Source organism: Curtobacterium sp. MCPF17_011 (assembly GCF_003234145.1).
GTDB lineage: Bacteria > Actinomycetota > Actinomycetes > Actinomycetales > Microbacteriaceae > Curtobacterium.
On record NZ_QKSK01000005.1, the window covers coordinates 174,335 to 195,139 of the forward strand.

The 20,805-nt window shown below is 70.1% G+C and carries 21 protein-coding genes and 3 tRNA genes; 6 read left to right on the plus strand and 18 right to left on the minus strand.

All coding sequences use genetic code 11. From position 1 onward, the window contains the following. Entirely contained in the window at positions 1-1,533 is a 1,533-nt protein-coding gene (locus DEJ25_RS08165; RefSeq protein WP_111044377.1) for an ABC transporter permease, read from the plus strand. 65 nt (positions 1,534-1,598) lie between these two features. After that, positions 1,599-2,330: an ABC transporter ATP-binding protein gene (locus DEJ25_RS08170; RefSeq protein ID WP_258366450.1), complete on the plus strand. Its 732-nt coding sequence runs from the start codon at positions 1,599-1,601 to the stop codon at positions 2,328-2,330. A gap of 109 nt (positions 2,331-2,439) precedes the next feature. Here DEJ25_RS08170 and DEJ25_RS08175 read toward each other — a convergent pair whose 3' ends face one another. The 6 genes from DEJ25_RS08175 to DEJ25_RS08200 all read right to left on the minus strand — a co-directional run bounded on the left by DEJ25_RS08175 (position 2,440) and on the right by DEJ25_RS08200 (position 8,788). Beyond that, on the minus strand, positions 2,440-3,378 hold the full coding sequence (locus DEJ25_RS08175; RefSeq protein WP_110902646.1) for a hypothetical protein: 939 nt from the start codon (positions 3,376-3,378) through the stop codon (positions 2,440-2,442). A gap of 213 nt (positions 3,379-3,591) precedes the next feature. Continuing rightward, positions 3,592-4,431 carry a carbohydrate ABC transporter permease gene (locus tag DEJ25_RS08180; RefSeq protein WP_110902645.1) on the minus strand — a complete coding sequence of 280 codons (840 nt, stop codon included), beginning with the start codon at positions 4,429-4,431 and terminating at the stop codon, positions 3,592-3,594. After that, positions 4,424-5,416 (minus strand): carbohydrate ABC transporter permease, encoded by a 993-nt coding sequence (locus tag DEJ25_RS08185; RefSeq protein ID WP_181421471.1) that lies wholly within the window; start codon positions 5,414-5,416, stop codon positions 4,424-4,426. Before DEJ25_RS08185 ends, DEJ25_RS08180 begins: the two co-directional genes overlap by 8 nt. 95 nt (positions 5,417-5,511) lie before the next feature. Continuing rightward, positions 5,512-6,813, minus strand: coding sequence for an ABC transporter substrate-binding protein (locus DEJ25_RS08190; RefSeq protein ID WP_111044379.1), 1,302 nt, complete (start codon positions 6,811-6,813; stop codon positions 5,512-5,514). A 122-nt stretch (positions 6,814-6,935) separates the two neighbouring features. Continuing rightward, on the minus strand, positions 6,936-8,045 hold the full coding sequence (locus tag DEJ25_RS08195; RefSeq protein WP_111044380.1) for a Gfo/Idh/MocA family protein: 1,110 nt from the start codon (positions 8,043-8,045) through the stop codon (positions 6,936-6,938). Then, a complete protein-coding gene (locus DEJ25_RS08200; RefSeq protein WP_111044381.1) occupies positions 8,042-8,788 on the minus strand; it encodes a sugar phosphate isomerase/epimerase in 747 nt (248 codons plus the stop codon). Before DEJ25_RS08200 ends, DEJ25_RS08195 begins: the two co-directional genes overlap by 4 nt. Positions 8,789-8,929: 141 nt before the next feature. Here DEJ25_RS08200 and DEJ25_RS08205 point away from each other — a divergent pair, with 141 nt between their 5' ends. Next, complete coding sequence (locus DEJ25_RS08205) at positions 8,930-10,177, plus strand: ROK family transcriptional regulator (RefSeq protein WP_110902641.1); 1,248 nt, start codon at positions 8,930-8,932, stop codon at positions 10,175-10,177. Positions 10,178-10,431: 254 nt separating this feature from the next. Then, positions 10,432-10,986 (plus strand): YqaJ viral recombinase family protein, encoded by a 555-nt coding sequence (locus DEJ25_RS08210; RefSeq protein WP_110902760.1) that lies wholly within the window; start codon positions 10,432-10,434, stop codon positions 10,984-10,986. Here DEJ25_RS08210 and DEJ25_RS08215 read toward each other — a convergent pair. The 6 genes from DEJ25_RS08215 to DEJ25_RS08240 form a co-directional block, all read right to left on the minus strand. Next, positions 10,937-11,587, minus strand: coding sequence for a Pr6Pr family membrane protein (locus tag DEJ25_RS08215; RefSeq protein WP_111044382.1), 651 nt, complete (start codon positions 11,585-11,587; stop codon positions 10,937-10,939). The genes DEJ25_RS08210 and DEJ25_RS08215 overlap by 50 nt on opposite strands. Positions 11,588-11,714: 127 nt before the next feature. After that, on the minus strand, positions 11,715-12,404 hold the full coding sequence (rplA, locus tag DEJ25_RS08220; RefSeq protein WP_110902639.1) for a 50S ribosomal protein L1: 690 nt from the start codon (positions 12,402-12,404) through the stop codon (positions 11,715-11,717). 80 nt (positions 12,405-12,484) lie between these two features. Beyond that, complete coding sequence (gene rplK, locus DEJ25_RS08225; RefSeq protein ID WP_110824626.1) at positions 12,485-12,916, minus strand: 50S ribosomal protein L11; 432 nt, start codon at positions 12,914-12,916, stop codon at positions 12,485-12,487. Between the two features lie 143 nt (positions 12,917-13,059). Next, positions 13,060-14,175: a transcription termination/antitermination protein NusG gene (nusG, locus tag DEJ25_RS08230; protein ID WP_110902638.1), complete on the minus strand. Its 1,116-nt coding sequence runs from the start codon at positions 14,173-14,175 to the stop codon at positions 13,060-13,062. 170 nt (positions 14,176-14,345) lie between these two features. Continuing rightward, complete coding sequence (gene secE, locus DEJ25_RS08235; protein WP_111044383.1) at positions 14,346-14,621, minus strand: preprotein translocase subunit SecE; 276 nt, start codon at positions 14,619-14,621, stop codon at positions 14,346-14,348. A gap of 19 nt (positions 14,622-14,640) precedes the next feature. Continuing rightward, positions 14,641-14,713, minus strand: a tRNA-Trp gene (locus DEJ25_RS08240). A 152-nt stretch (positions 14,714-14,865) separates the two neighbouring features. Between DEJ25_RS08240 and DEJ25_RS08245 the strand changes: the two genes are divergently transcribed. Beyond that, on the plus strand, positions 14,866-16,110 hold the full coding sequence (locus DEJ25_RS08245) for a pyridoxal phosphate-dependent aminotransferase (RefSeq protein ID WP_111044384.1): 1,245 nt from the start codon (positions 14,866-14,868) through the stop codon (positions 16,108-16,110). A 186-nt stretch (positions 16,111-16,296) separates the two neighbouring features. Here DEJ25_RS08245 and DEJ25_RS08250 read toward each other — a convergent pair whose 3' ends face one another. From DEJ25_RS08250 to DEJ25_RS08260, 3 genes are read right to left on the minus strand one after another with little or no spacing between them, the layout of a single operon-like run. Beyond that, positions 16,297-17,328 carry a UDP-N-acetylmuramate dehydrogenase gene (locus tag DEJ25_RS08250; RefSeq protein ID WP_110902635.1) on the minus strand — a complete coding sequence of 344 codons (1,032 nt, stop codon included), beginning with the start codon at positions 17,326-17,328 and terminating at the stop codon, positions 16,297-16,299. Continuing rightward, positions 17,325-17,753 (minus strand): MaoC/PaaZ C-terminal domain-containing protein, encoded by a 429-nt coding sequence (locus DEJ25_RS08255; protein ID WP_110902634.1) that lies wholly within the window; start codon positions 17,751-17,753, stop codon positions 17,325-17,327. Before DEJ25_RS08255 ends, DEJ25_RS08250 begins: the two co-directional genes overlap by 4 nt. Next, positions 17,750-18,199: a MaoC family dehydratase N-terminal domain-containing protein gene (locus DEJ25_RS08260; protein ID WP_110902633.1), complete on the minus strand. Its 450-nt coding sequence runs from the start codon at positions 18,197-18,199 to the stop codon at positions 17,750-17,752. Before DEJ25_RS08260 ends, DEJ25_RS08255 begins: the two co-directional genes overlap by 4 nt. Before the next feature lie 110 nt (positions 18,200-18,309). Here DEJ25_RS08260 and DEJ25_RS08265 point away from each other — a divergent pair, with 110 nt between their 5' ends. After that, positions 18,310-18,717 carry a hypothetical protein gene (locus DEJ25_RS08265; RefSeq protein ID WP_111044385.1) on the plus strand — a complete coding sequence of 136 codons (408 nt, stop codon included), beginning with the start codon at positions 18,310-18,312 and terminating at the stop codon, positions 18,715-18,717. A gap of 423 nt (positions 18,718-19,140) precedes the next feature. Here the strand turns inward: DEJ25_RS08265 and DEJ25_RS08270 are convergent. From DEJ25_RS08270 to DEJ25_RS08280, 3 genes are all read right to left on the minus strand, one after another. After that, positions 19,141-19,214, minus strand: a tRNA-Met gene (locus DEJ25_RS08270). A gap of 45 nt (positions 19,215-19,259) precedes the next feature. After that, a tRNA-Thr gene (locus tag DEJ25_RS08275) sits at positions 19,260-19,331 on the minus strand. A gap of 90 nt (positions 19,332-19,421) precedes the next feature. Then, positions 19,422-20,639, minus strand: a complete 1,218-nt coding sequence (locus DEJ25_RS08280; protein ID WP_111044386.1) for a M23 family metallopeptidase — start codon at positions 20,637-20,639, stop codon at positions 19,422-19,424. Between the last annotated feature and the right edge of the window lie 166 nt (positions 20,640-20,805).

Sequence of the window (20,805 nt, forward strand, 5' to 3'; positions counted from 1 at the left end):
ATGTTCCTGACCTACCTCAGGCGCGAACTGACGAACCGCAAGAAGCAGACGGTGATCATCGCCGTCGGGATGGCACTGGCCATCGCGCTCGTCGTCATCGTGTCGTCGATCGCGAGCGGCGTGCAGTCCGCCCAGTCCAGCGTCCTGCAGTCCGTGTACGGCGTCGGCACCGACATCACGGTCACGAAGACCGAGACCCCGTCGTCGAGCAGCACCGGGCGTCCGTCGTTCGACTTCGGCGACCAGGGCTCGTCGGACAGCAGCAGCGGGTCGACGGACCTGTCCCAGTCCCGCCTCGCGGTGTCCCGCGGGTCGAGCACCCTGAGCGCGGCGAACGTGGCGACGGTCACCGGCACGGACGGGGTCGAGGCCGCGACCGGGGTCCTGACGCTCGAGAACAGCACGTTCTCGGGGCAGGTCGAGCAGAGCGACGGCAGCAGCAGCAGCAGCAGCAGTGACAGCACAGCACAGGGCGGGCCGCCGAGCGGCACCGACCAGGGCGGCGGCGGCTTCGGCGGCGGCTCGTTCAGCGTCGACTCGTTCACCGTGACCGGCATCCCGGTGTCCGGCGACACGGTCGGCCCGCTCACCAGCACCGAGACCACGAAGGGCCGGACCTTCACCACGGCGGACGCCGGCAAGGACGTCGCCGTGCTCGACTCCGCGTACGCGAAGAGCGAGTCGAAGGCCGTCGGCGACACCGTCTCGATCGGTGGGAAGACGTTCGACGTGATCGGGATCGTCGCCTCGACCGGGTCCGCGTCCACCACCGGATCGAACACGTACATCCCGCTCGACACCGCGCAGACGCTCGCCGACCTGACCGGGAAGGTGACCTCGATCTACGTGTCCGCGGAGTCGTCCTCGGACGTCGCGACGATCAAGACCGCGCTGCAGAAGGCGTTGGCGAGCGCGACCGTCTCCACCGAGTCCGACCTCGCCTCGAGCGTGTCCGGTTCCCTCGCGACGGCGTCGACGCTCGTGTCGAACCTCGGCCGGTGGCTGTCGATCGTCGTCCTGGCGGCGGCGTTCCTCATCGCGATCCTGTTCACCATCTCGGGTGTCACCCGACGGACCCGAGAGTTCGGCACGCTGAAGGCCATCGGCTGGTCGAACGGCCGCATCACCCGGCAGGTCGCGGGCGAGTCACTCGTGCAGGGCCTGATCGGCGGCGTGATCGGCGCCGCGGCCGGACTCGTCGGCATCCTCGTGGTGAACGTGATCGCCCCCACGGTCTCGGCGAGCGCCGCCACCAGCACCCGGAACGGGCCCGGCGCCGGCGGTGCCGTGCCCGGAGCGGCCGCGACGGCAGCGGCCGGCAGCGGCACGACCGGCGGCGCCCCCGCGGGCGGCTTCGGCGGTGGCGGGCAGACGGCGGCGACCACGGACGTCGTCCTGCACGCCCCCGTCACGGTCGAGGTGATCCTGCTCGCGATCGGGCTCGCGGTCCTCGGCGGACTGCTCGCCGGCGCGCTCGGCGGGTGGCGGGCCTCCCGTCTCCGCCCCGCGGAAGCGCTGCGGAGCGTGGCGTGATGCGGTCGACGAACCGCGAACACCCGGCAGCACCCACCACCCAGACGACCGATCCAGGAGCCATCGTGACCACCACCGAGACCGCAGCCACCACGGGTGGCGTGCCCATCGCCTCCCGACCCGCGTACCGCTTGTCGGGCGTGACGAAGACGTACCGGCAGAAGAACCGCACCGTCACCGCGCTGGCCGGGGTGGACCTCGAGATCCCGCAGGGGCAGCTCGTCGCCGTCCAGGGGCCGACCGGCGGCGGCAAGTCGACGCTGCTGCAGATGCTCGGTGCGCTCGACCGGCCGAGCAGTGGCTCGGTGCACCTGGGCGACCGGGACGGCGCCTCCCTCGGCGACCGTGCCCTCACCGACGTCCGGGCCACCGAGATCGGCTTCGTGTTCCAGAGCTTCAACCTCATCCCGACCCTGACCGCGCTGGAGAACGTCGAGACCGCGTTCGCGGGCAGCCTGGCCAACCGGTCCCGTGCCGAGGTCCGCGGACGTGCCACGACCGCACTGCGTGAGGTCGGCCTCGAGGAACGTCTCGACCACCTGCCCGCCGAGCTCTCCGGCGGCCAGCAGCAGCGCGTCGCGATCGCCCGCGCGCTGGTGAAGGACCCGACCGTCCTGCTGGCGGACGAGCCGACCGGTGCGCTGGACGAGGGCACCCGTGACGAGATCATGGGCCTCATCGAACGGCAGTGGAAGGACCGCGGGCTGACGGTCGTCATCGTGACACACGACTCGTGGGTGGCGCGGCGGGCGGAGCGCCGGCTCCACATCAAGCAGGGACAGGTGCGCGACGTCTAGTCGCGGCTGATCCGCCGGGCGGGAGGACCGGTCAGTGGCGGGACACCGGTGTTCGTGCGTCGCACCGCGGATCGCCGCGGCGCGGCGCACCGACACCGGTGTTCCCGAGTCAGCCCGCCGTCGTGACCGGGTAGTCGCAGTACGCGAACCACGACGAGTCCGGCGCCCACGGTGGGACGTTCACGGTCCCCTGCCCGCCGTCGAGGGTGACCAGGGTCTCGGGCACCACCGCGATCCGCGCACCCCGTGCCAGGACCCCGGGCAGCAGTCGGAGCTCCACGCGGTGGTCGGCGGGGTGCCCCTGCACGCCCGGCTCGTACGACAGGTACAGCAGGTGTGTGCCGTCCGGGGAGACGTGCGGGAACCAGTTCACCCGCTCGTCGCCGGTGATCTGCACGGGCTCGGTCGACCCGTCCCGCAGCGCGGCGAGCTGTGCGGTGCCGGGGGTGAACCGCTCGGTGTTGAACAGCAGGACGTCTCCGGCGTACGAGCAACCGTCCGTCGGGTGTTCGTCCCGGGTGAGGAAGGTCGGCTCTCCCGTCACGGGGTCGACGAGCGCGACGTCGGTCGTCCAGACGCCGTCCTCGGACAGGTCGCCGACGATGGCGGCCAGCGTCGACCCGTCCGGGGCGATGCCGTGCAGGTAGTACTTCCGCACCACGGGCAGGGCGCGTGCGGTGTCCGTGATCCGGACGCCCGCTCCCCCGGCGGGCAGCGGCACGCGGTACAGCTCGCCGTCGCGGGCGCTCACGACGACGGACTCCCCCGACGGGTCGAGCACGTGGTCGTTGTTGATCTCGGGCACGCCGTCCATCGGCACCGGCACCAGGGCGGTCTCGTCGAGGACGGTCCCGGCCTCCGGCAGCGGCAGCAGCCAGAGGTCCCCGTCGCCGTTCAGGACGAGCGTGTCGGCGTCCAGGACGTTCGGGGCCTCGACGAGCACCGTGTCCGAGGCGAACACCAGCCGCGCGGTCCGCGTCTCGACGTCGTACACGTGCACGCGGCTGGTCTGGCCGGGCAGCAGCTGCCGCCCACGGGTCTCGGTCATGTGTCCATCCTGTCGTGCGTGGTCGGTCGAGCGAGCGGCCGACTGGCGAGCGAGCGGCCGGCTGGGAGGCAGGACACCGGTGTCCGTCGGAAACGCCGCAGCAAGCCGCGATGCGACGCACGAACACCGGCGTTCTGCGGCTGGGGCCGCATGACGGACGGGAGGCGCGGTGCGGGACGGACCCGCGCCGCGCCTCCCGTCAGTGGGGTACGGCTACTTCACCGCACCGGCGGTCAGACCGGCGACGAACTGGCGCTGCACCACGAGGAACGCGATGACGACCGGGATCGACACGACCAGCGACGCGGCCATGATCTGGTTCCAGTACACGTTCGTCTGCGTCGAGTACTGCTGCAGACCGACCGCGAGCGTGGAGCCGAGACCGTTCGTCATGACGGAGGCGAAGAGCACCTCACCCCAGGCCGTCATGAACGAGTAGATGCCGACGGCCACGAGACCCGGGCGGGCCGACGGCAGGATGATGCGGAACAGCGCGCCCATCGGGCCGGACCCGTCGACCATCGCGGCCTCGTCGAGCTCCCGCGGGATCGTCTCGAAGTAGCCCGCGAGCATCCAGATCGAGAACGGCAGCGTGAACGTCAGGTACGTGATGATCAGGCCGAGCCAGCTGCCGACGAGCTGGATGCCGAGTGAGTTGCCGAGGTTCGTGAAGATCAGGAACAGCGGCAGCAGGAACAGCACGCCGGGGAACATCTGGGTCGAGAGCACCGTCGTGGTGAAGGCGCTCTTGCCCTTGAAGTTCCACCGCGACACCGCGTAGGCGGCGAACGTGGCGATGATCAGCGAGAACACCGTCGCGACCGTGCAGACCACGAGCGAGTTGACGAAGTACCGCGCCAGCGGGACGGTCGACCACATGTCGATGAACGGCTGGAAGGTGATGTTCGACGGGATCCACGTGAAGTCGTTCTGCACGTCACCGAGCGGCTTGATCGCCGTGGTGACCATCACGTAGAGCGGCACCACCGTGAAGACGGTGAGCAGGACGAGGACGATGACCTTGAAGGACTTTGCGCCCACTGTTTCACGCACGGACGGACCTCCGGTTGGTGACGGCCAGGTAGATGCCGGTGACGACGAGCAGGAAGAGGAGGAGCAGCACGCTCATCGCGGCCCCGGAGCCGAAGTTCCAGGTGATGAACGACGCGTTGTAGATGTGGAAGCTCAACAGGTCGGCGGCCGGGGGCTGTGCGGTCGAACCGAACAACACGAACGGTGTGTTGAAGTCGTTGAACGTCCAGAGGAACATCACGAGCACGAGGGTGACGTTCACCGGGCGGACCATCGGCAGGGTGATGGAGCGCCACTGGCGGAAGGGCTTGGCACCGTCGACCGACGCGGCCTCGTACACGTCGGCCGGCACGGACTGCAGACCCGCCATGAGCATGAGGAACGCGAACGGCCAGGTCTTCCAGATGGCGACGACCACGACGGCCACGAAGGCGTTGTTGCCGATCAGCCAGAACGGCGGGTTGGCTCCGAACAGGTGCAACTGGTCCACGAGGATGTGGTTCAGGGCTCCGGAGTCACGCTGGAACATGAACTTCCAGGTGATCACACCGGCGTACATCGGCAGCGCGTAGGGGATCAGGAAGAGCGTGCGGAACAGGCCTCGGCCGAGGAACGGCTTCTGCAGCGCGACGGCGGCGGCCATGCCGAAGCCCCAGGAGAGCCCGACCACGAGGATCGTGAACGCGCAGGTGATGAGGAACGAGTTGAGCAGCCCACGACCGATGGCCTGATCGAAGTCAACCGCGACGGAGTAGTTGCGCAGCCCGGCGAACGGGGCGGCGCCCCAGTTCGCGATGAAGTACTTGGTGAGCTGGACGAAGCTGATCCAGATGCCGACGAGCATCGGCACGATGTGGATGAGCAGTTCGAAGAGGATCGCGGGACCGACGAGCGCGTACGGGAGCCACGGGACGCGGCGCTTCCCACGGGGCGGACCCGACAGGGTCGGCGCCTTCGTGTGCGTCAGGTCGATGGCCTCGGAGTCTGGCAGGACCGTCGTGGACATGGGCAGGCCTTCCGGCTGGGGTGGAGGTGGTTCGAGCGGTGGGGCGGGAGGCCCGGACGGCGCCCTCGCGGACGCGATCCGGGCCTCCCGTCAGATCAACCTGCGGCCTGGGAGACCTGGTCCTGGGCCGTCTGCAGCGCGTCCTTGATGTCCTTGTCGGACACCTTCGAACCCGTTGCGATCTTGGCGAACATGTCGTTCATCGCCTTGCCGACCGTGGACTCGAACTGGTCCTCGGCGGGCACCAGCGGGAGCGGCTTCGCCTTGTTGTTGTAGATGTCGAGGAACGTCTTCGTCTGCTCGTCCGTGACGGAGTCGGCCGCGGCAGCGAGCACCGGCAGCGCCGCGTACGGCTTGTCGAGCGTGGTCTGCGTGTCGGGGCTCGTCATGTACTTGACGAACTTCAGCGCGCCCTCCTTGTTCTTCGTGTTCTTGAAGATCGAGAGGTTGATGCCGGCCGGGAAGCTGGCGATCTGCTCGCCGCCACTCGGTGCCGGCAGCGGCACCACACCGAACTCGTCGGACTTCATGCCGAGCGATTCGATGGTGGTGTTCGCGTTGTTCTGGTTGAGGATCATCGCGGCCTTCTTGTTCGCGAAGTCCGCGACCGACTGGTTCGCGTTGTCGTACTGCGCGTTCGAGGGGTTCGCCGCCTTGGTGTCCTGCATCAGGTCGATGTAGCGCTTGATGCCGTCGACGTTCTCGTCCGACGCGAAGGTCGGCTTGCCGTCCTTGTCGAACCACTCGCCGCCGTTCTGCGCCGAGTTGATGAACGCGAAGTGCGCGTTCTCGGTGTACGAGCCACCGGCGAGGCTGAAGCCGTACTTGCCACCGGTGGTGAGCTTCTTCGCCGCGGCGGTCAGCTCCTCCCAGGTGGTGGGGGCTTCGACGCCGGCGTCGGCGAGCATCTGCTTGTTGTAGAACAGGCCGTAGGCGAGGCCGTAGAGCGGGACGCTCGTGACGGTCTTGCCGGGGGCACCACCGGTGGAGAGCGCGACCTTGCCGAACTTGTCGGCACCGCCGATCGCCTTCATCTCCGAGTCACCGAACTCCTGGAAGGCGCCGGTGGCCTGGAGCGAGGTCGCCCAGGTGTTGCCGATGTTCACCACGTCCGGGCCCTGGCCCGACGTGACGGCGGTCTGGATCTTCGTCTGGAGGTCGTTCCAGCCGATGACCTGGAGGTCGACCTTGATCCCGGTCTCCTTGGTGAACTTCTTCAGGACGGGGGTCAGCACCTCCTTGTCGTTCTGCAGGGAGGTGCCCTGGTTCGACGCCCAGTAGGTGAGCGTCTTCGAGTCGCCGGCGGAACCGGACGACCCGGAGGAGCAGGCTGCGAGGCCGGACACGGTGAGTGCCGCGGCCGCGGTGATGGCCAGTGCGCGGATGGCAGTGCGCATGACTCTCTACTTTCTCGTCGTTGAGATGGTGCAGGAGGGTGGTGCTCGGTGGTGGTGCTGGGTGCTGCTGTGTGGGACGGGGCAGGGTCGGGTCGGACCAGGGTCCGGCCGGCTGGACCTGGTCAGGCCAGGGTCTGCTCCGCGGGGTCCCAACCCTCGGGGAGGGTCGGGGAGGGTGCGACCGTGCTCTCGACGAGCACGGTCTCACCACGTTCGGCGGCCTCGGCGATGGAGACCATCACGTCGAGGACGTGGAAGGCGAGGGCACCGGGGACCCGGTTCTCCTCACCAGCGCGGAGGGAGCGAGCCAGGTCGACCACGCCCGTCCCCCGCGAGTAGGTGGACCCGACAGCGGGGACCGTCTCGGGCTCGTCGGCGCCGAGCGCGTACAGCTCGGTGTCGCCGTCGAAGTTGTTCGGGTCGGGGAACACGACCGTACCGGTCTCGCCCGCGATCTCGACGAAGCCGGTGCGGCCGCGGTCGGACTCGAACGAGAAGACGCTCTGGGCGCTGCCGCCGTTCTCGAACTGGATCAGTGCCGAGTGGTTCGTCGGGACGTCGACCGGGAACTCGGTGCCGGCCTTCGGGCCCGAGCCGATCGTGCGGGTCGCGCGGGACTTCGATGCGGTGGCGGTGACCTTCGCGACGGGTCCGAACGCCTGCACGAGGGTCGTGATGTAGTACGGGCCGATGTCGAACAGCGGGCCGGCGCCGTAGGCGAAGAGGAACTCGGGGCTCGGGTGCCAGGACTCCGGGCCGGGGCTCTGGAACAGGGTGAGCCCGTTCAGCGGCTTCCCGATGCGACCGTCCCGGATGGTCCGGAGCGCGGTCTGCAGTCCGGCACCGAGGAACGTGTCGGGGGCAACGCTGACCGTCTTGCCTGCGGCGACCGCGGCGTCGCGGAGCTGCGCCGCGCTCTGTCGGTCGAGCGCGTAGGGCTTCTCGCCCCACACGTGCTTGCCGGCGGCCAGGGCCTGCAGGGCGACCTCGACGTGCGCGGCCGGGATCGTGAGGTTCACGACGATCTCGATGTCGTCGATCGCCAGCAGCTCGTCGACCGTGCCGGAGCCCGCCACGCCCCACTTCTCGGCCTGCGACGCTGCGCGGGGCAGGTCGATGTCAGCGATGAAGAGGACCTCGACGTCGGGGAAGACGGTCAGGTTGGACAGGTACTGGTCCGAGATGACGCCGGCGCCGATCACGCCGACGCCGACGCGTCCCGCGGCGCTCATGCGTGTGCTCCGGCGAGGAAGGCGTACGAGTCGCGCACAGCCTGCACGACGTCGCCGTCGTGGTCGTCGAGCTCGATGACCTGCTGGGCGTCGGGTGCGGCGGCGACGATGTCGCGCACCGGCATGATCCCCTTGCCGACCGCAACCTGCTGCTTGTCGTCGTGCGAGCCGTCGCCGTCCTTGACGTGCAGGAAGCGGACCTGGTCACCGAGCCGGCCGAGGACGGCCACGGGGTCGTCACCGCCGACCTTCGCCCAGTAGGTGTCGAGCTCGAGGACGACGGCGTCGGAGAGTGCCCCGGCGAAGACCTCGAAGGCGCTCGTGCCGTCGATGCGGTTCGAGAACTCGAACGCGTGGTTGTGGTACCCGAGCGCCAGGCCGTGGTCGGCGGCGCGCGGGGCGAGGTCGTTGAACTGTCGGGCGATGGCCTCGACGTCCTCGCGGGTGGTCCAGCGGGCTTCGTCGACGTGCGGGTCGATCAGGGTGCCGAGCCCGACGGTGACACTCGCGCCGAGGATGCGCTCGAGTTCCTGCTGGTCTGCGTCCAGCAGACGTGCGTGCCCGCTGGGCGCGGTCAGACCGGCCTGCTGCAGAGCGGCCGCGTACTCGTCGGCACGCTCCACGAAGCCGAAGAGTTCGACGTTCGTGAAACCGATGTCGGCGATCGTCGCCAGGGTTCCGGGGAGGTCCGTCGTCAGTGCGTAACGCACCGTGTAGAGCTGGACCGAGAGCGGTTGGGGCACCAGGTGTTCTCCTCATCGAGATGTGGTCTTCGCTGACCGCTCGCCACACTATGGGCCCTTTTGTCGGCGGTCAAGCAAAAGTTCGGAGAAGTTCGACGACCTTCGTTGCGTGGCTCGGAGGATGTGTGGTTCACTCCGAGCATGGTCGACTTGACTCGGACGGCAACGACGCCGCCGGTCGGGGCCAGTGAGCTCTTCCAGATCCTGCGAGACGGCGTCCCGCGGACCCGTGGTGAACTCGCTGCCCTCACCGGGATGGCGCGCTCGACCATCGGCGTGCGCATCGACGCACTCGTCGACGTCGGACTCGTCGGTGCCGTCGACACCGCCGCCTCCACCGGCGGACGTCCCCCCGCACAGATCGCCCTGCGCCCCGCCGCCCGGCTCGTCGTCGCCGCGGACCTCGGCGCCTCGCACGGTCGCGTGGCCGTGACCGACCTCGTCGGCACGCAGCTCGCCAGCCGTGACGCTCGGATCGACATCGCCGCCGGCCCCGTCCCCACCCTCGAGTGGCTGGTCGGCGTCGTGGACGAGCTCCTCGACTCGGTCGGCCGCGTCCGCGACGACGTCATCGCGTTCGGCATCGGCCTGCCCGGCCCCGTCGAGTTCTCCACCGGACGTCCCGCGAACCCGCCGATCATGCCCGGCTGGGACGGCTTCGACGTCCCCGGATGGCTCCGCCAGCACGTCCGTGCCCACGTGCTCGTCGACAACGACGTGAACATCGCCGCGCTCGGGGAACGCGCGCACGGCTGGCCGGACCTCGACCACCTGCTCTTCGTCAAGGTCGCCACCGGCATCGGGTCCGGCATCGTGTCGGAGGGCCGGCTCCAGCGTGGCGCGCAGGGCACCGCAGGTGACATCGGGCACGTCCGTGTCTCCCGTGCGGGTGACGTCCCGTGCCACTGCGGCAACACCGGTTGCCTGGAGGCCGTCGCCTCCGGCCCGGCGATCGCCCGGTCGCTCCGCGCGAAGGGGCACGACGTCCACACCAGCGCGGACGTCGTCGACCTCGTCGCACGGTCCGACCTCGACGCGATCGGGGCGGTCCGCCAGGCGGGCCGCGACATCGGCGAGGTCCTCGCCACCTGCGTCTCGTTGATCAACCCGTCCGTCATCGCCCTCGGCGGCTCGATCACCCAGGCCGGGGAGCACCTGCTCGCCGGCGTCCGGGAGGTCGTCTACTCCCGCTCGATGCCGCTCGCCACCGAACACCTCGTGATCGCACAGTCCCGCGCCGGGTCGATCGCCGCGCTGCAGGGTGCCGCAGCCCTCGCCATCGCGTACGCACTCTCCCCCGCGGGCGTCGACGAGTTGGTCACCCTGGCCGAGGGGCGGCAACTGACCGAGGGCCGGCACCTCGCCGAGGGGCGGCAGCTGGTCTCCTGACCGGCACCGTCCGACCGCGTGCCGGTTTCGCCCCTGCCGGTGGTCGGGTGGACAATCGTGGGGTGACGATCGTGCAGCCCACTCTCTGGGGCGACCTGGATGACGGGTGGGAGGCCCAGCCCGGCTCCGGCACGTCGGCAGGCTCCGGCACGTCGTCAGGCTCCGGCACGTCGTCCGGCGGGCGGTCCGCCGGCACTGCTCGACCCGCCCGCGCGCACGACACCTTCACGGCTCTCCGCGGACACACCGAGCGGATCGTCGCACACTCCTCGGACCGCGTCGCCTGGCTCCGCGCCCGCGCCATGGGCATCACGGCGACCGACGTCGCCCGCCTCGCCTCGCTGCGTGCCGTCGATGCGGTCGTCGCCGACAAGCGGTACGGCTCCCGGTTCGCCGGGAACGTCTACACCGAGCACGGCAAGGAACGCGAACCCGTGATCGCCTCGTGGGTCGCCGCGACGCACGGCATCCAGCCTTCCGCACACCTGTTCCACGCGGCGACGAACCGGGCACACCTGGCGACGCCGGACGGCGTCGGCCTGGACCGCGACGGACGCCTGCTCCTCGCCGAGATCAAGACCACCGCGAACGGGTTCACCCGGGTCCCCCGACACTACATGCGGCAGGTCTGGTGGCAGCAGTACGTGCTCGGCGCGGACCGGACGCTGTTCGTGTGGGAGAAGCACGACGACTTCGTGCCGGTCGCCGACGAGCCCGAGTGCCGGTGGATCGACCGCGACGACGACGCGATCCGGGGTCTCATCGCCCTCGCGGACCTGGTGCTCGACCGACTGCGGGACGCTCGCTGACCGGGATCAGCCGCAGTCTGGACAGCGCGACGACGATCAGCCCCATCAGGCCGATGAACACCGCGACGCCCAGGCAGTACAGCGCGACGACGCCGTAGCCGGACTCCGGGTCGAGGAACGGGTACGGCACCCAGCCGTCGGTCGCACCGCGGCTGACGACCACGACCAGCCAGACCGCCGGGTAGACCAGGAAGCACCAGACGTCGCGGAAGGCCAGGCGGCTGCGGTCGGAGAACAGCAGCCAGTCCAGCACGACGTACAGCGGGATCCACCGGTGCAGGACGTCGCTCGACCAGGACGCCCCCACGGCCTGTCCGACCTGGGCGAGCAGGGTGTTGTAGACCAGGCCCGTCGTCGCGATGTACACCGTGGCCGCACCACGGAAGAGGTCCAGGCGGCGGCCTGCCTCGCGGCGGCGGATCACTGCCACCACGGTGAGGACCAAGACGACGGCGACCAGGATGTTCGACTGGTTCGTGAAGTACCCGAAGAAGTTCCAGAACACGAACCCGTTCTGGAGCGCCCGCTGCAGGTCGTCCACGATGGCGGCGACGATGGCGATCACGGCAGCGAGCCGCAGGGGGTTCACGAGGATCCGCACGGGCCCACGGTACTGGTCCGTCGACTCGTCCGGGAACGACGAACGGCCCGCACCGGAGTGCGGGCCGTTCGTGTGGTGCTGTTCTGCTGTTCTGCTGCGGGTCAGGACGATCCGCCGCTGACCAGGATCAGAAGACGTTGACGTCCAGCGGGATGCCCGGGCCGAAGGTCGTCGAGACGGCGCCCTTCATGATGTAGCGGCCCTTGGCGGCGCTCGGCTTGAGTCGGACGATCTCGTCCAGCGCGGTGGTGATGTTCTCGTCGAGCTGCTCCGGCGTGAACGAGGCCTTGCCGACGACGAAGTGCACGTTGGAGTGCTTGTCGACGCGGAACTCGATCTTGCCGCCCTTGATGTCGTTCACGGCCTGGGCCACGTTCGGCGTCACGGTGCCGGTCTTCGGGTTCGGCATGAGGCCGCGCGGGCCGAGCACCTTGCCGAGACGACCGACCTTGCCCATGAGCTCCGGGGTGGAGACCGCGGAGTCGAACGAGGTGTAGCCCTCGGCGACCTTCGCGATGAGCTCGTCGCCACCGACCTCGTCGGCGCCGGCGGCGATGGCGGCCTCAGCGGCTGCACCCGTCGCGAAGACGATGACGCGGGCGGTCTTGCCGGTGCCGTGCGGGAGGATGACGGTGCCGCGCACCATCTGGTCCGCCTTGCGCGGGTCCACGCCGAGCTTCAGTGCGACCTCGACGGTGGAGTCGGTCTTCGCAGAGCCGGTCTCCTTCGCCAGGGCGACTGCCTCGGTCGGGGTGTAGAACTTGTCGGCCTCGATCTTCGCGGCCGCGGCGCGGTACGCCTTGGACTTCTTCGCCATGGTGGTCTCCTTGCGAGATACGTGGTTGGCGAGCCGGCGCGGCTCTCCCACGGTGAGTACTGGGGTGTGGAGGGTGAGGCTCAGGCCTCGACCGTGATGCCCATCGAACGAGCGGTACCGGCGATGATCTTCGTCGCCTGCTCGATGTCGTTGGCGTTCAGGTCCGCCTGCTTGGTCTCGGCGATCTGACGGATCTGGTCCGCCGTGATGCGTCCGGCCTTCACCGTGTGCGGCGTCGCGGAACCCTTGTTCACACCCGCGGCCTTCTTGATGAGTTCGGCGGCCGGCGGGGTCTTGAGGATGAACGTGAACGAACGGTCCTCGTAGACGGTGATCTCCACCGGGATGACGTTGCCGCGCTGCGACTCGGTCTGGGCGTTGTACGCCTTGCAGAACTCCATGATGTTCACGCCGTGCTGACCGAGCGCCGGACCGATCGGCGGTGCCGGGTTGGCGGCGCCCGCGTTGATCTGCAGCTTGATCAGGCCCGTGACCTTCTTCTTCGGTGCCATGTTTCGCTTTCCTCCTGGGATCGAACGCACGGGGATCCGTGCACTCTCCCGCGTCTCCGGCGGTTCCGGATCGCGGTGACGGACCCGCAGCGCACCAGGCGCGCGGACCCAAACTCGAACAGTCTAGTGGATGGTGTCCAGCTCTAGAGCTTGGTCACCTGGTCGAAACTGAGCTCGACCGGCGTCTCGCGCTCGAAGAGCGAGACGAGCACGGTGAGCTTGCCGCTCTCCGGCTTGATCTCGGAGATCGACCCCGGCAGACCCGCGAACGAGCCTTCCTTGATGGTGATCGTCTCGCCGACCTCGAAGTCGACCTCAGCCTGGGGCTGCGCCTGTGCGGCACCGCCACCCTTCGCGCCACCCTTGGTCGGGGCGGTCTCGGCGACCTGGACGAGGGACTTCAGCATGCCGAAGGCCTCGTCGAAGCGGAGCGGGGTCGGGTTGTGGGCGTTGCCGACGAAGCCGGTCACACCGGGGGTGTGACGGACGACCGACCACGAGTCCTCGTCGAGGTCCATGCGGACGAGCACGTAGCCGGGGATCCGGACGCGGGTGACCAGCTTGCGCTGCCCGTTCTTGATCTCGACGACGTCCTCCATCGGGACCTCAGCCTGGTAGATGTAGTCCTCCATCGACATCGAGACCATGCGGTTCTCGATGTTCGCCTTCACGCGGCGCTCGAAGCCCGCGTAGGAGTGGATGACGTACCACTTGCCCGGCTTCATCCGCAGTTCGGCCTTGAACGCCTCGTACGGGTCGACCTCGGACTCTTCTTCGTCGTCCTCGGCCGTGATCGTGACCTCGGCGTCAGGGGCGACGTCGACCTCGGACTCCGGGGCGATCGCTCCGAGGGCGTCCGCGGACTCCTCGGCAGCGATGGTCTCGTTCGCCTCGGCGGCGGTTTCGTCCTCGAGTTCGGACTCTTCTTCGTCCTCAACGGCCTCGACGGCGGCTTCGGCCTCGTCAGCGGTGTCGATCTCGAGCGCGTCGTCGACGACCGCGTCGGCCTCGGGGTCACGCGACTCGGCGAGGGCGGCGAGCGTCTCGTCGAGCTCGGCGGCGACCGTGCCGTCGTCCGGCTCGTCACTCAGACCGAGGGACTCGTCGTCCTCGTCCTCGACCGAGATCGCGCGCTCCTCGGCGGAGTCGATCGAACGGAGTTCGCTCGTCTCGACGTCGCCTTCCTGGTTCTCCTCGACCTCGGAAGACTGCTCGGCAGCGGTCGCGAGGTCGATGTCGTCGCGGGAGTAGTCAGACACAGTCGGTTCTTTCCGTTCGATGGTGCGGATCGGGTTGGCGCTCGCGTCCCGGGCGGGGAACGGGTCGCCGTCTCCGGGAGACCGTACCCCGAGGAGGACCGGAGCGGTCGGACCTGCGGACAGGCCGGGCGCGCCAGGAGTGCAACGCGCCGGGGTTCATGCCGGCTGGGTCAGGCCGTGGGGCCGTTGCCGAACACGTAACCGACGCCGAGACCGAACACGAAGTCGAGGACCGACACGAGGATCATCATCACGACGACGAACACGAGCACGACACCCGTGTAGCTGAAGAGTTCCTTGCGGGTCGGTGTGACGACCTTGCGCAGTTCGCCGAAGACCTGGCGGATGAACAGTGCGATCGCGGCGAACGGGCCGCGGCGCTGTGCGCGGTCGACCTTTGCCTGGGCGACGACGTCGTCGGTCGTCTCCACGTCTTTGCTCGCCACTTCAACCCTTCCCGATGTGCAGGGCGGACAGGACTTGAACCTGCAACCTGCGGTTTTGGAGACCGCTGCTCTACCAATTGAGCCACCGCCCTTCGGAACGTCCACCCGTGCGGGATCCGGTCGTTCCAGGGAGAAGAAGTCCGATTTCCACAGACTTCAACCGCCGCAGAACAGTGTACGGGAGTCGCGACGGCGGTGTCCACTTGACGGATGCTCCGGCGCGGCGCGTCGGTAGGCTGAACCCGTGAGCACCGACGCCGCCAGCCCTCAGCCCACCGACAGCCCCGACACCAGCACACGGCCCCGTGTCGCCTCCCGGATCGCCGCCATAGCCGAGTCCGCCACCCTCAAGGTCGATGCCAAGGCCAAGGCGCTGAAGGCCTCCGGTCGCCCGGTGATCTCCTTCGCCGCCGGCGAGCCGGACTTCGCCACTCCGGCACACGTCGTCGACGCGGCCGTCGCGGCGGCGCAGGACCCGGCGAACCACCGGTACACGCCGGCCACGGGCCTCCCGGACCTCAAGCGCGCCGTCGCCGACAAGACCGCGCGGGAGTCCGGCATCGCCGTCGACCCGTCGCAGGTCGTCGTGACGAACGGCGGCAAGCAGGCCGTCTACCAGGCGTTCCAGACCGTGGTCGACGCCGGCGACGAGGTCCTGCTGCCGGCGCCGTACTGGACCACCTACCCCGAGGCCGTGCGGCTCGCCGGCGGTGTCCCGGTCGACGTCTTCGCCGGCAGCGACCAGGGCTACCTGGTCACCGTCGAGCAGCTCGAGGCGGCGCGGACCCCGCGCACGAAGGCGCTGCTCTTCTGCTCCCCCTCGAACCCGACCGGCGCCGTCTACTCGGCTGAGCAGACCCGCGCCATCGGCGAGTGGGCGCTGGAGCACGGCATCTGGGTGATCAGCGACGAGATCTACCAGGACCTCGTCTACGACGGCATCACGTTCTCCGGGGTGCTCGAGCAGGTCCCGGCCCTCGCGGACACGACCATCCTGGTCAACGGCGTCGCCAAGACGTACGCCATGACCGGCTGGCGGGTCGGGTGGATGATCGGCCCGTCCGACGCGATCAAGGCCGCGTCGAACCTCCAGTCCCACCTGTCGTCGAACGTCTCGAACATCTCGCAGCGGGCCGCGATCGCGGCGTTGAACGGCCCGCAGGAGCCCGTCATCGCGATGCGCGAGGCCTTCGACCGCCGTCGGAAGGCGATCGTCGCGGGCCTCAACGCGATCCCGGGCTTCGTGACGCCGGAGCCGCAGGGCGCCTTCTACGTCTACCCGGACGTCACCGCGCTCCTCGGTCGCGAGTGGGCCGGCAGCACGCCGACCACGACCCTCGAACTCGCCGACCTGATCCTCGAGCACGCCGAGGTCGCGGTCGTCCCCGGTGAGGCGTTCGGTCCCTCCGGCTACCTGCGGCTGTCGTACGCACTGGGCGACGACGACATCGCCGAGGGCGTCGCGCGGCTGGCTCGCTTCTTCGGCTGACCTCAGCGCGATCACACCCCGCCCGTCGCGCCCCGCTTCGCACATCGCGCCCCGTCGAGACGGGGCGCGATGTCGTTCACGGGGCGCGATGTCGTTCACGGGGCGAGACCACCGAGCACGGGGCGCAGTGGCCGGGCACGACGGGGCGGGATCACCGGGCGCGGTGCGGCGTCGGCGCGCCGGATGTCAGGCGAACAGGTCGCCGACCACGACCGGCTCCGGGACGAGCGTCACCCCGAAGCGGTTCGCCACGGTCAGCTGCACGTACCGCGCGAGCTCGGCGACCTGGGCCGCCGTCGCTCCCCCACGGTTCGTCAGCGCCAGGGTGTGCTTCGAGGAGATCGCCGCTCGGGACCCCGGCACGCCGTACCCACGGTGGATCCCGGCGTGCTCGATGAGCCACGCTGCGCTGAGCTTCACGTCGTCGCCGGCCGGCCAGCGCGGTGCGTCGGCGGGCATCGTCTCGGCGAACCCGGCCGAAACGATCGGGTTGGTGAAGAAGGACCCGGCGCTCCAGGTGTCCGGGTCGGCGTCGTCGAGCACCATGCCCTTCGACCCGCGGAGCCGCAACACCTCGGCGCGGACGTCGGCGGGGGCGACGCGGCTGCCGAGCTCGACGCCCAGGGACCCGGCGAGCTGGGCGTACCGCACGGGCACGCCGTCGTCGGTGGCCGTGCCGAGCCGGAACTCGACCGTCAGGACGACGCCGCGGCGCCCGTGCTTCAGCGTGCTCGTGCGGTAGCCGAGCGCCAGCTCGGACGCGGGGACCCAGGACCGCTCCCCGGTCTCGGCGTCCAGGAAGTCGACCGCGGTGAGCACGTCGGACAGCTCGACCCCGTAGGCGCCGATGTTCTGCACGGGGGCGGCGCCGACCGTGCCCGGGATGCCGCTGAGGGCCTCCAGGCCGGTCCACCCGCGCTCGACGGTCGTCGCGATGAACGCGTCCCACGGCTCCCCCGCCGCGACGCGGACGGTGACCCCGTCGTCGTCGGACTCGGCGCTGACCCCGCGGGTGCGGACCACGACGACGGTGCCGGGGAAGCCCTGGTCGGCGACCAGCAGGTTGCTGCCGCCACCGAGGACCAGCCAGTCGTCCTCGTCCGACCACGCCTCGACGACGTGGGCGACGAGGTCGTCGGTCGTGTCCGCGACCAGGAGGCGGCCGGCCGGGCCGCCGACGCGGAGGGTGGTCAGCTCGGCGAGCGTCGTGTCCGTCACGGTCGGCGGAACGCCACCGTGACCTGAGCCTTGCCGAGCACGGTCTGCCCGGCGGCGGTCACGGTGAGGTCGATGCGCAGCGGTCGGCCCTGCTCGTCGAGTGTGCCGACCTTGGCGACGACACCGACGTCGGCCCCGTCGGTCGGGTCCACGACGACGGGACGGGTGAAGCGGACGCCGTACGAGGCGACCCAGCCGCGGTCGCCGAGCCACTCGGCGACCGGCTGGACAGCCGAGCCCATCGTGAGCATGCCGTGCGCCAGGACACCGGGCAGGCCGACCGACGCGGCGACGTCGTCACGGTAGTGGATCGGGTTGAAGTCGCCGGAGGCGCCGGCGTACCGGACGAGCGAGTCGCGCGTGAGGTGCACCTGTCGCTCCGCGACGACGGTGCCGACCTGCAGGTCGGAGGCGGTGTCGGTCATGCGTCATCTCCTCGGACGACGAGGGTGGACGTGGCGGTGACGACGTGCTCGCCGTCGGCGTCGACGACCGTCGACTCGGCGGTGACCATCGCGTTGCCGCCGAGGGTCTTGACGCTCGTCACGGCCAAGGTGGCGGTCAGCTCGTCACCGGCGACGATCGGGCGTGCGTAGGCGAACCGCTGCTCACCGTGCACGACGCGGGAGAAGTCGATGCCGGCGTCCGGCTCGGCGAGGAGCTGAGCGAGCGTGGCTTCCTGCACGACGACCGCGAAGGTCGCCGGTGCGACGACGTCGGCGTGCCCGGCGGCTCGGGCAGCTGCGGGGTCGGAGTGGATCGGGTTCGTCGCGAACACGGCGCGGGAGAACTCGCGCACCTTCTCGCGACCGACCAGGTACGGCGGGGCCGGCGGGAACGTCCTGCCGACGAGCTCGGGGTTCACTGACACCGCAGCAGTCTACCGAGGCCCTCGCACGCCCGGACATACATGAGTTTGCATCGGTTAAGCTGCCGAGGCGTTGGTCGGGGGACGACCGAGCGGACCCGCGGGGAGTGGCGATGGAGACGACGACCGAGTACACGGTGCTCGAACACCACCGGTGCACCGCGGTGGAACTCGTCGACGCCGCCCTGCGCGCGCACGGGCACCACGTCGTCACCGAGAGCGGACGCCTCGTCGTCGTCGCCGGAGACCGGATCGCGACGGCGTTGTTCGGCGCGTTCGTCCGTCCCGCACGGCAGTACCGGCGGTACGAGGTCGCCCTGTCCGCGACGCCGGGCCACGCGGTGCTCACCCTGCGCCACGCGGGCCACGGAGCGGCCGTCGCGGGCGGCATGATCGGCGCGAAGCAGCGTCGGGAGGCCTGGCACCACGTCACGGCCCTCGTCGAGACCACCCTGCACGGCGGTGGGGTCCTGCTGCACCGGACCGACCGCGTCGACGTGTCGGGCACCTCGCTGCGCTGAGGCAGCGGCTGGCGGCGGCGCGCCCCGACGCAGACGCGAAAGCGACAGATGTGCGCGGTGAGACGGCGGAGATCTGTCCGTTTCGCGCCCCGATCCCACCAGACCGTGACGGGGCACCCCCACCGCTGGCCGGTGGCGGCGGGCCCCGACGCGGACGCCAGAGCGACAGATGCGCGGGGTCGGACGGCGCAGGTCTGCCGGTTTCGCGCCCGGTGCCGGTCGCGCCCCGGCGCCGGTCCCGGCCGCGCCGCGGTTCGGCCCCGGTCCCGCCAGACAGCGGCCGGACGGGAGGCGCGGGACGGGTCCTCGGGGAGCGGCCGACCGCGCAGGACGGGGCGGGAACGACGAAGGCCCGGCGCTGCTGCGCCGGGCCTTGCCGTCTTCACGTCGTTCCCGCTGGCGACACATGTTCGACCAGCGCGGTAGCGAGGGCGGGACTTGAACCCGCGACACCACGATTATGAGCCGTGTGCTCTAACCAACTGAGCTACCCCGCCATGGATCCGCAGTGATCACCGCGAAGTGACGACACTGCGAGTCAGAGCCCCGAGTCAGGATTGAACTGACGACCCCTTCCTTACCATGGAAGTGCTCTACCACTGAGCTATCGGGGCGAGTACCGCGAGCGGCACCACACGAGGATAGCAGACCCGCGACGGTGGTCCGGAACCGACCGTGACGCCCGGGCGTGCCGTCCCTGAGGGCTAGTTCGCGTTCGCCCGGAGCCAGGCCAGCGGGTCCACCGGGACACCGTCGATGCGGATCTCGAGGTGCAGGTGCGGCCCGGTCGAGTTGCCCGAGCTGCCGACCAGGCCGACGGTCTGGCCGACCTTCACCTGCTCGCCCTGCACGACCTGGAACGAGTTGTCGAGCATGTGCCCGTAGACGCTGACGAACTGCTTGCCGTCGACGTCGTGCTCGACCCAGACGTCGTTGCCGAAGCCGCCGTCGTTCGCCTGCACCTTGATGACGGTCCCGTCGGCCACGGCTCCGATCGCGGTGCCGGCACCGGGGGCGAAGTCGACGCCCTGGTGGAACGTCGAGCAGAACGAGCACCCGGCGACCTGCCGGCCACCGAAACCCGAGGAGATCGGCACACCGACCGGGAACGGCCACTGGATCGTGCCGTTCGCGTCGTTCGTGAACGTCGAGGAGTCGGTCGCCGTGCCGGCCGCCGGGGTGACGCTCCGCTGCGCTTCGGACACGGTGTACGCGTCACGGTCCACCGGACCTTCGACGGCGTCACCGACGGACAGCGACTGTGCGTCCTGCACTGAGGCGCGGACGGTCGCGGCGCCCGGCTGCGGGACGTAGAGGGCCTGTGCCGGCAGCGAAGTCGAGACCACGAGACCAGCGGTGAAGAGCAACGCGCCGACGACCGTCACGCGGGACGCCGTCCGACGGAAGGACACCCCGGAGGCCCGGGTCGCACGACCGGTAGCGGGAACGGTGCGGGCGATGTGCCGCGTGGCACGGTCCACCCGAGGGCCGTCGGCGATCACCGGGACGGTCGGGGCGGCGGAGCGGGCCGCCTTCGGGGTCGCGCTGCGTGTGGCCTGCTTCGTCACCGGGGCCCGACGGGCAGAGGCGCGACGAGTGGCACGCGGCACCGGAGCGCGCTCGGCGAGCGGCGCGACGACCGGCGAGGACGGCGCCGGCGGCGTCAGCGGTGCGGCGCTCGAGGCGGGGAGGACCGGCGACGAGGGGGCCGGCGGCGTCGCGGGGCCGGAGCTGACGGGCGCCGGACGAGCCGCGTCACGGGAGGTTCCGGCAGCCGAACGGTCGACGTCCGACCGACGGCGGGACGTCTTCGCGGCGGCACGTTCGGCTTCGATCCGAGCTCGTCTCGTCAGGTGCACGGACGGGACCGCCCCGGGGGCGGTGCGGTCGATGGTCGTGGGCGTCTGCGAGGAGTCGAGCATGCGTTCGGTGATGATCCTGAGTTCGAGGCACGGGCGCTCGTCGGTAACGAGCAGGTAACGGGACTCATGAACGCTAGCAAAGGACCCCGGTCCTCGCCAGTCGCCTGCACGCCTGTGCATGCCCCCCAGAGCGGGTGTCGAGCACGGGGACGTCAGCCGGTGCGTC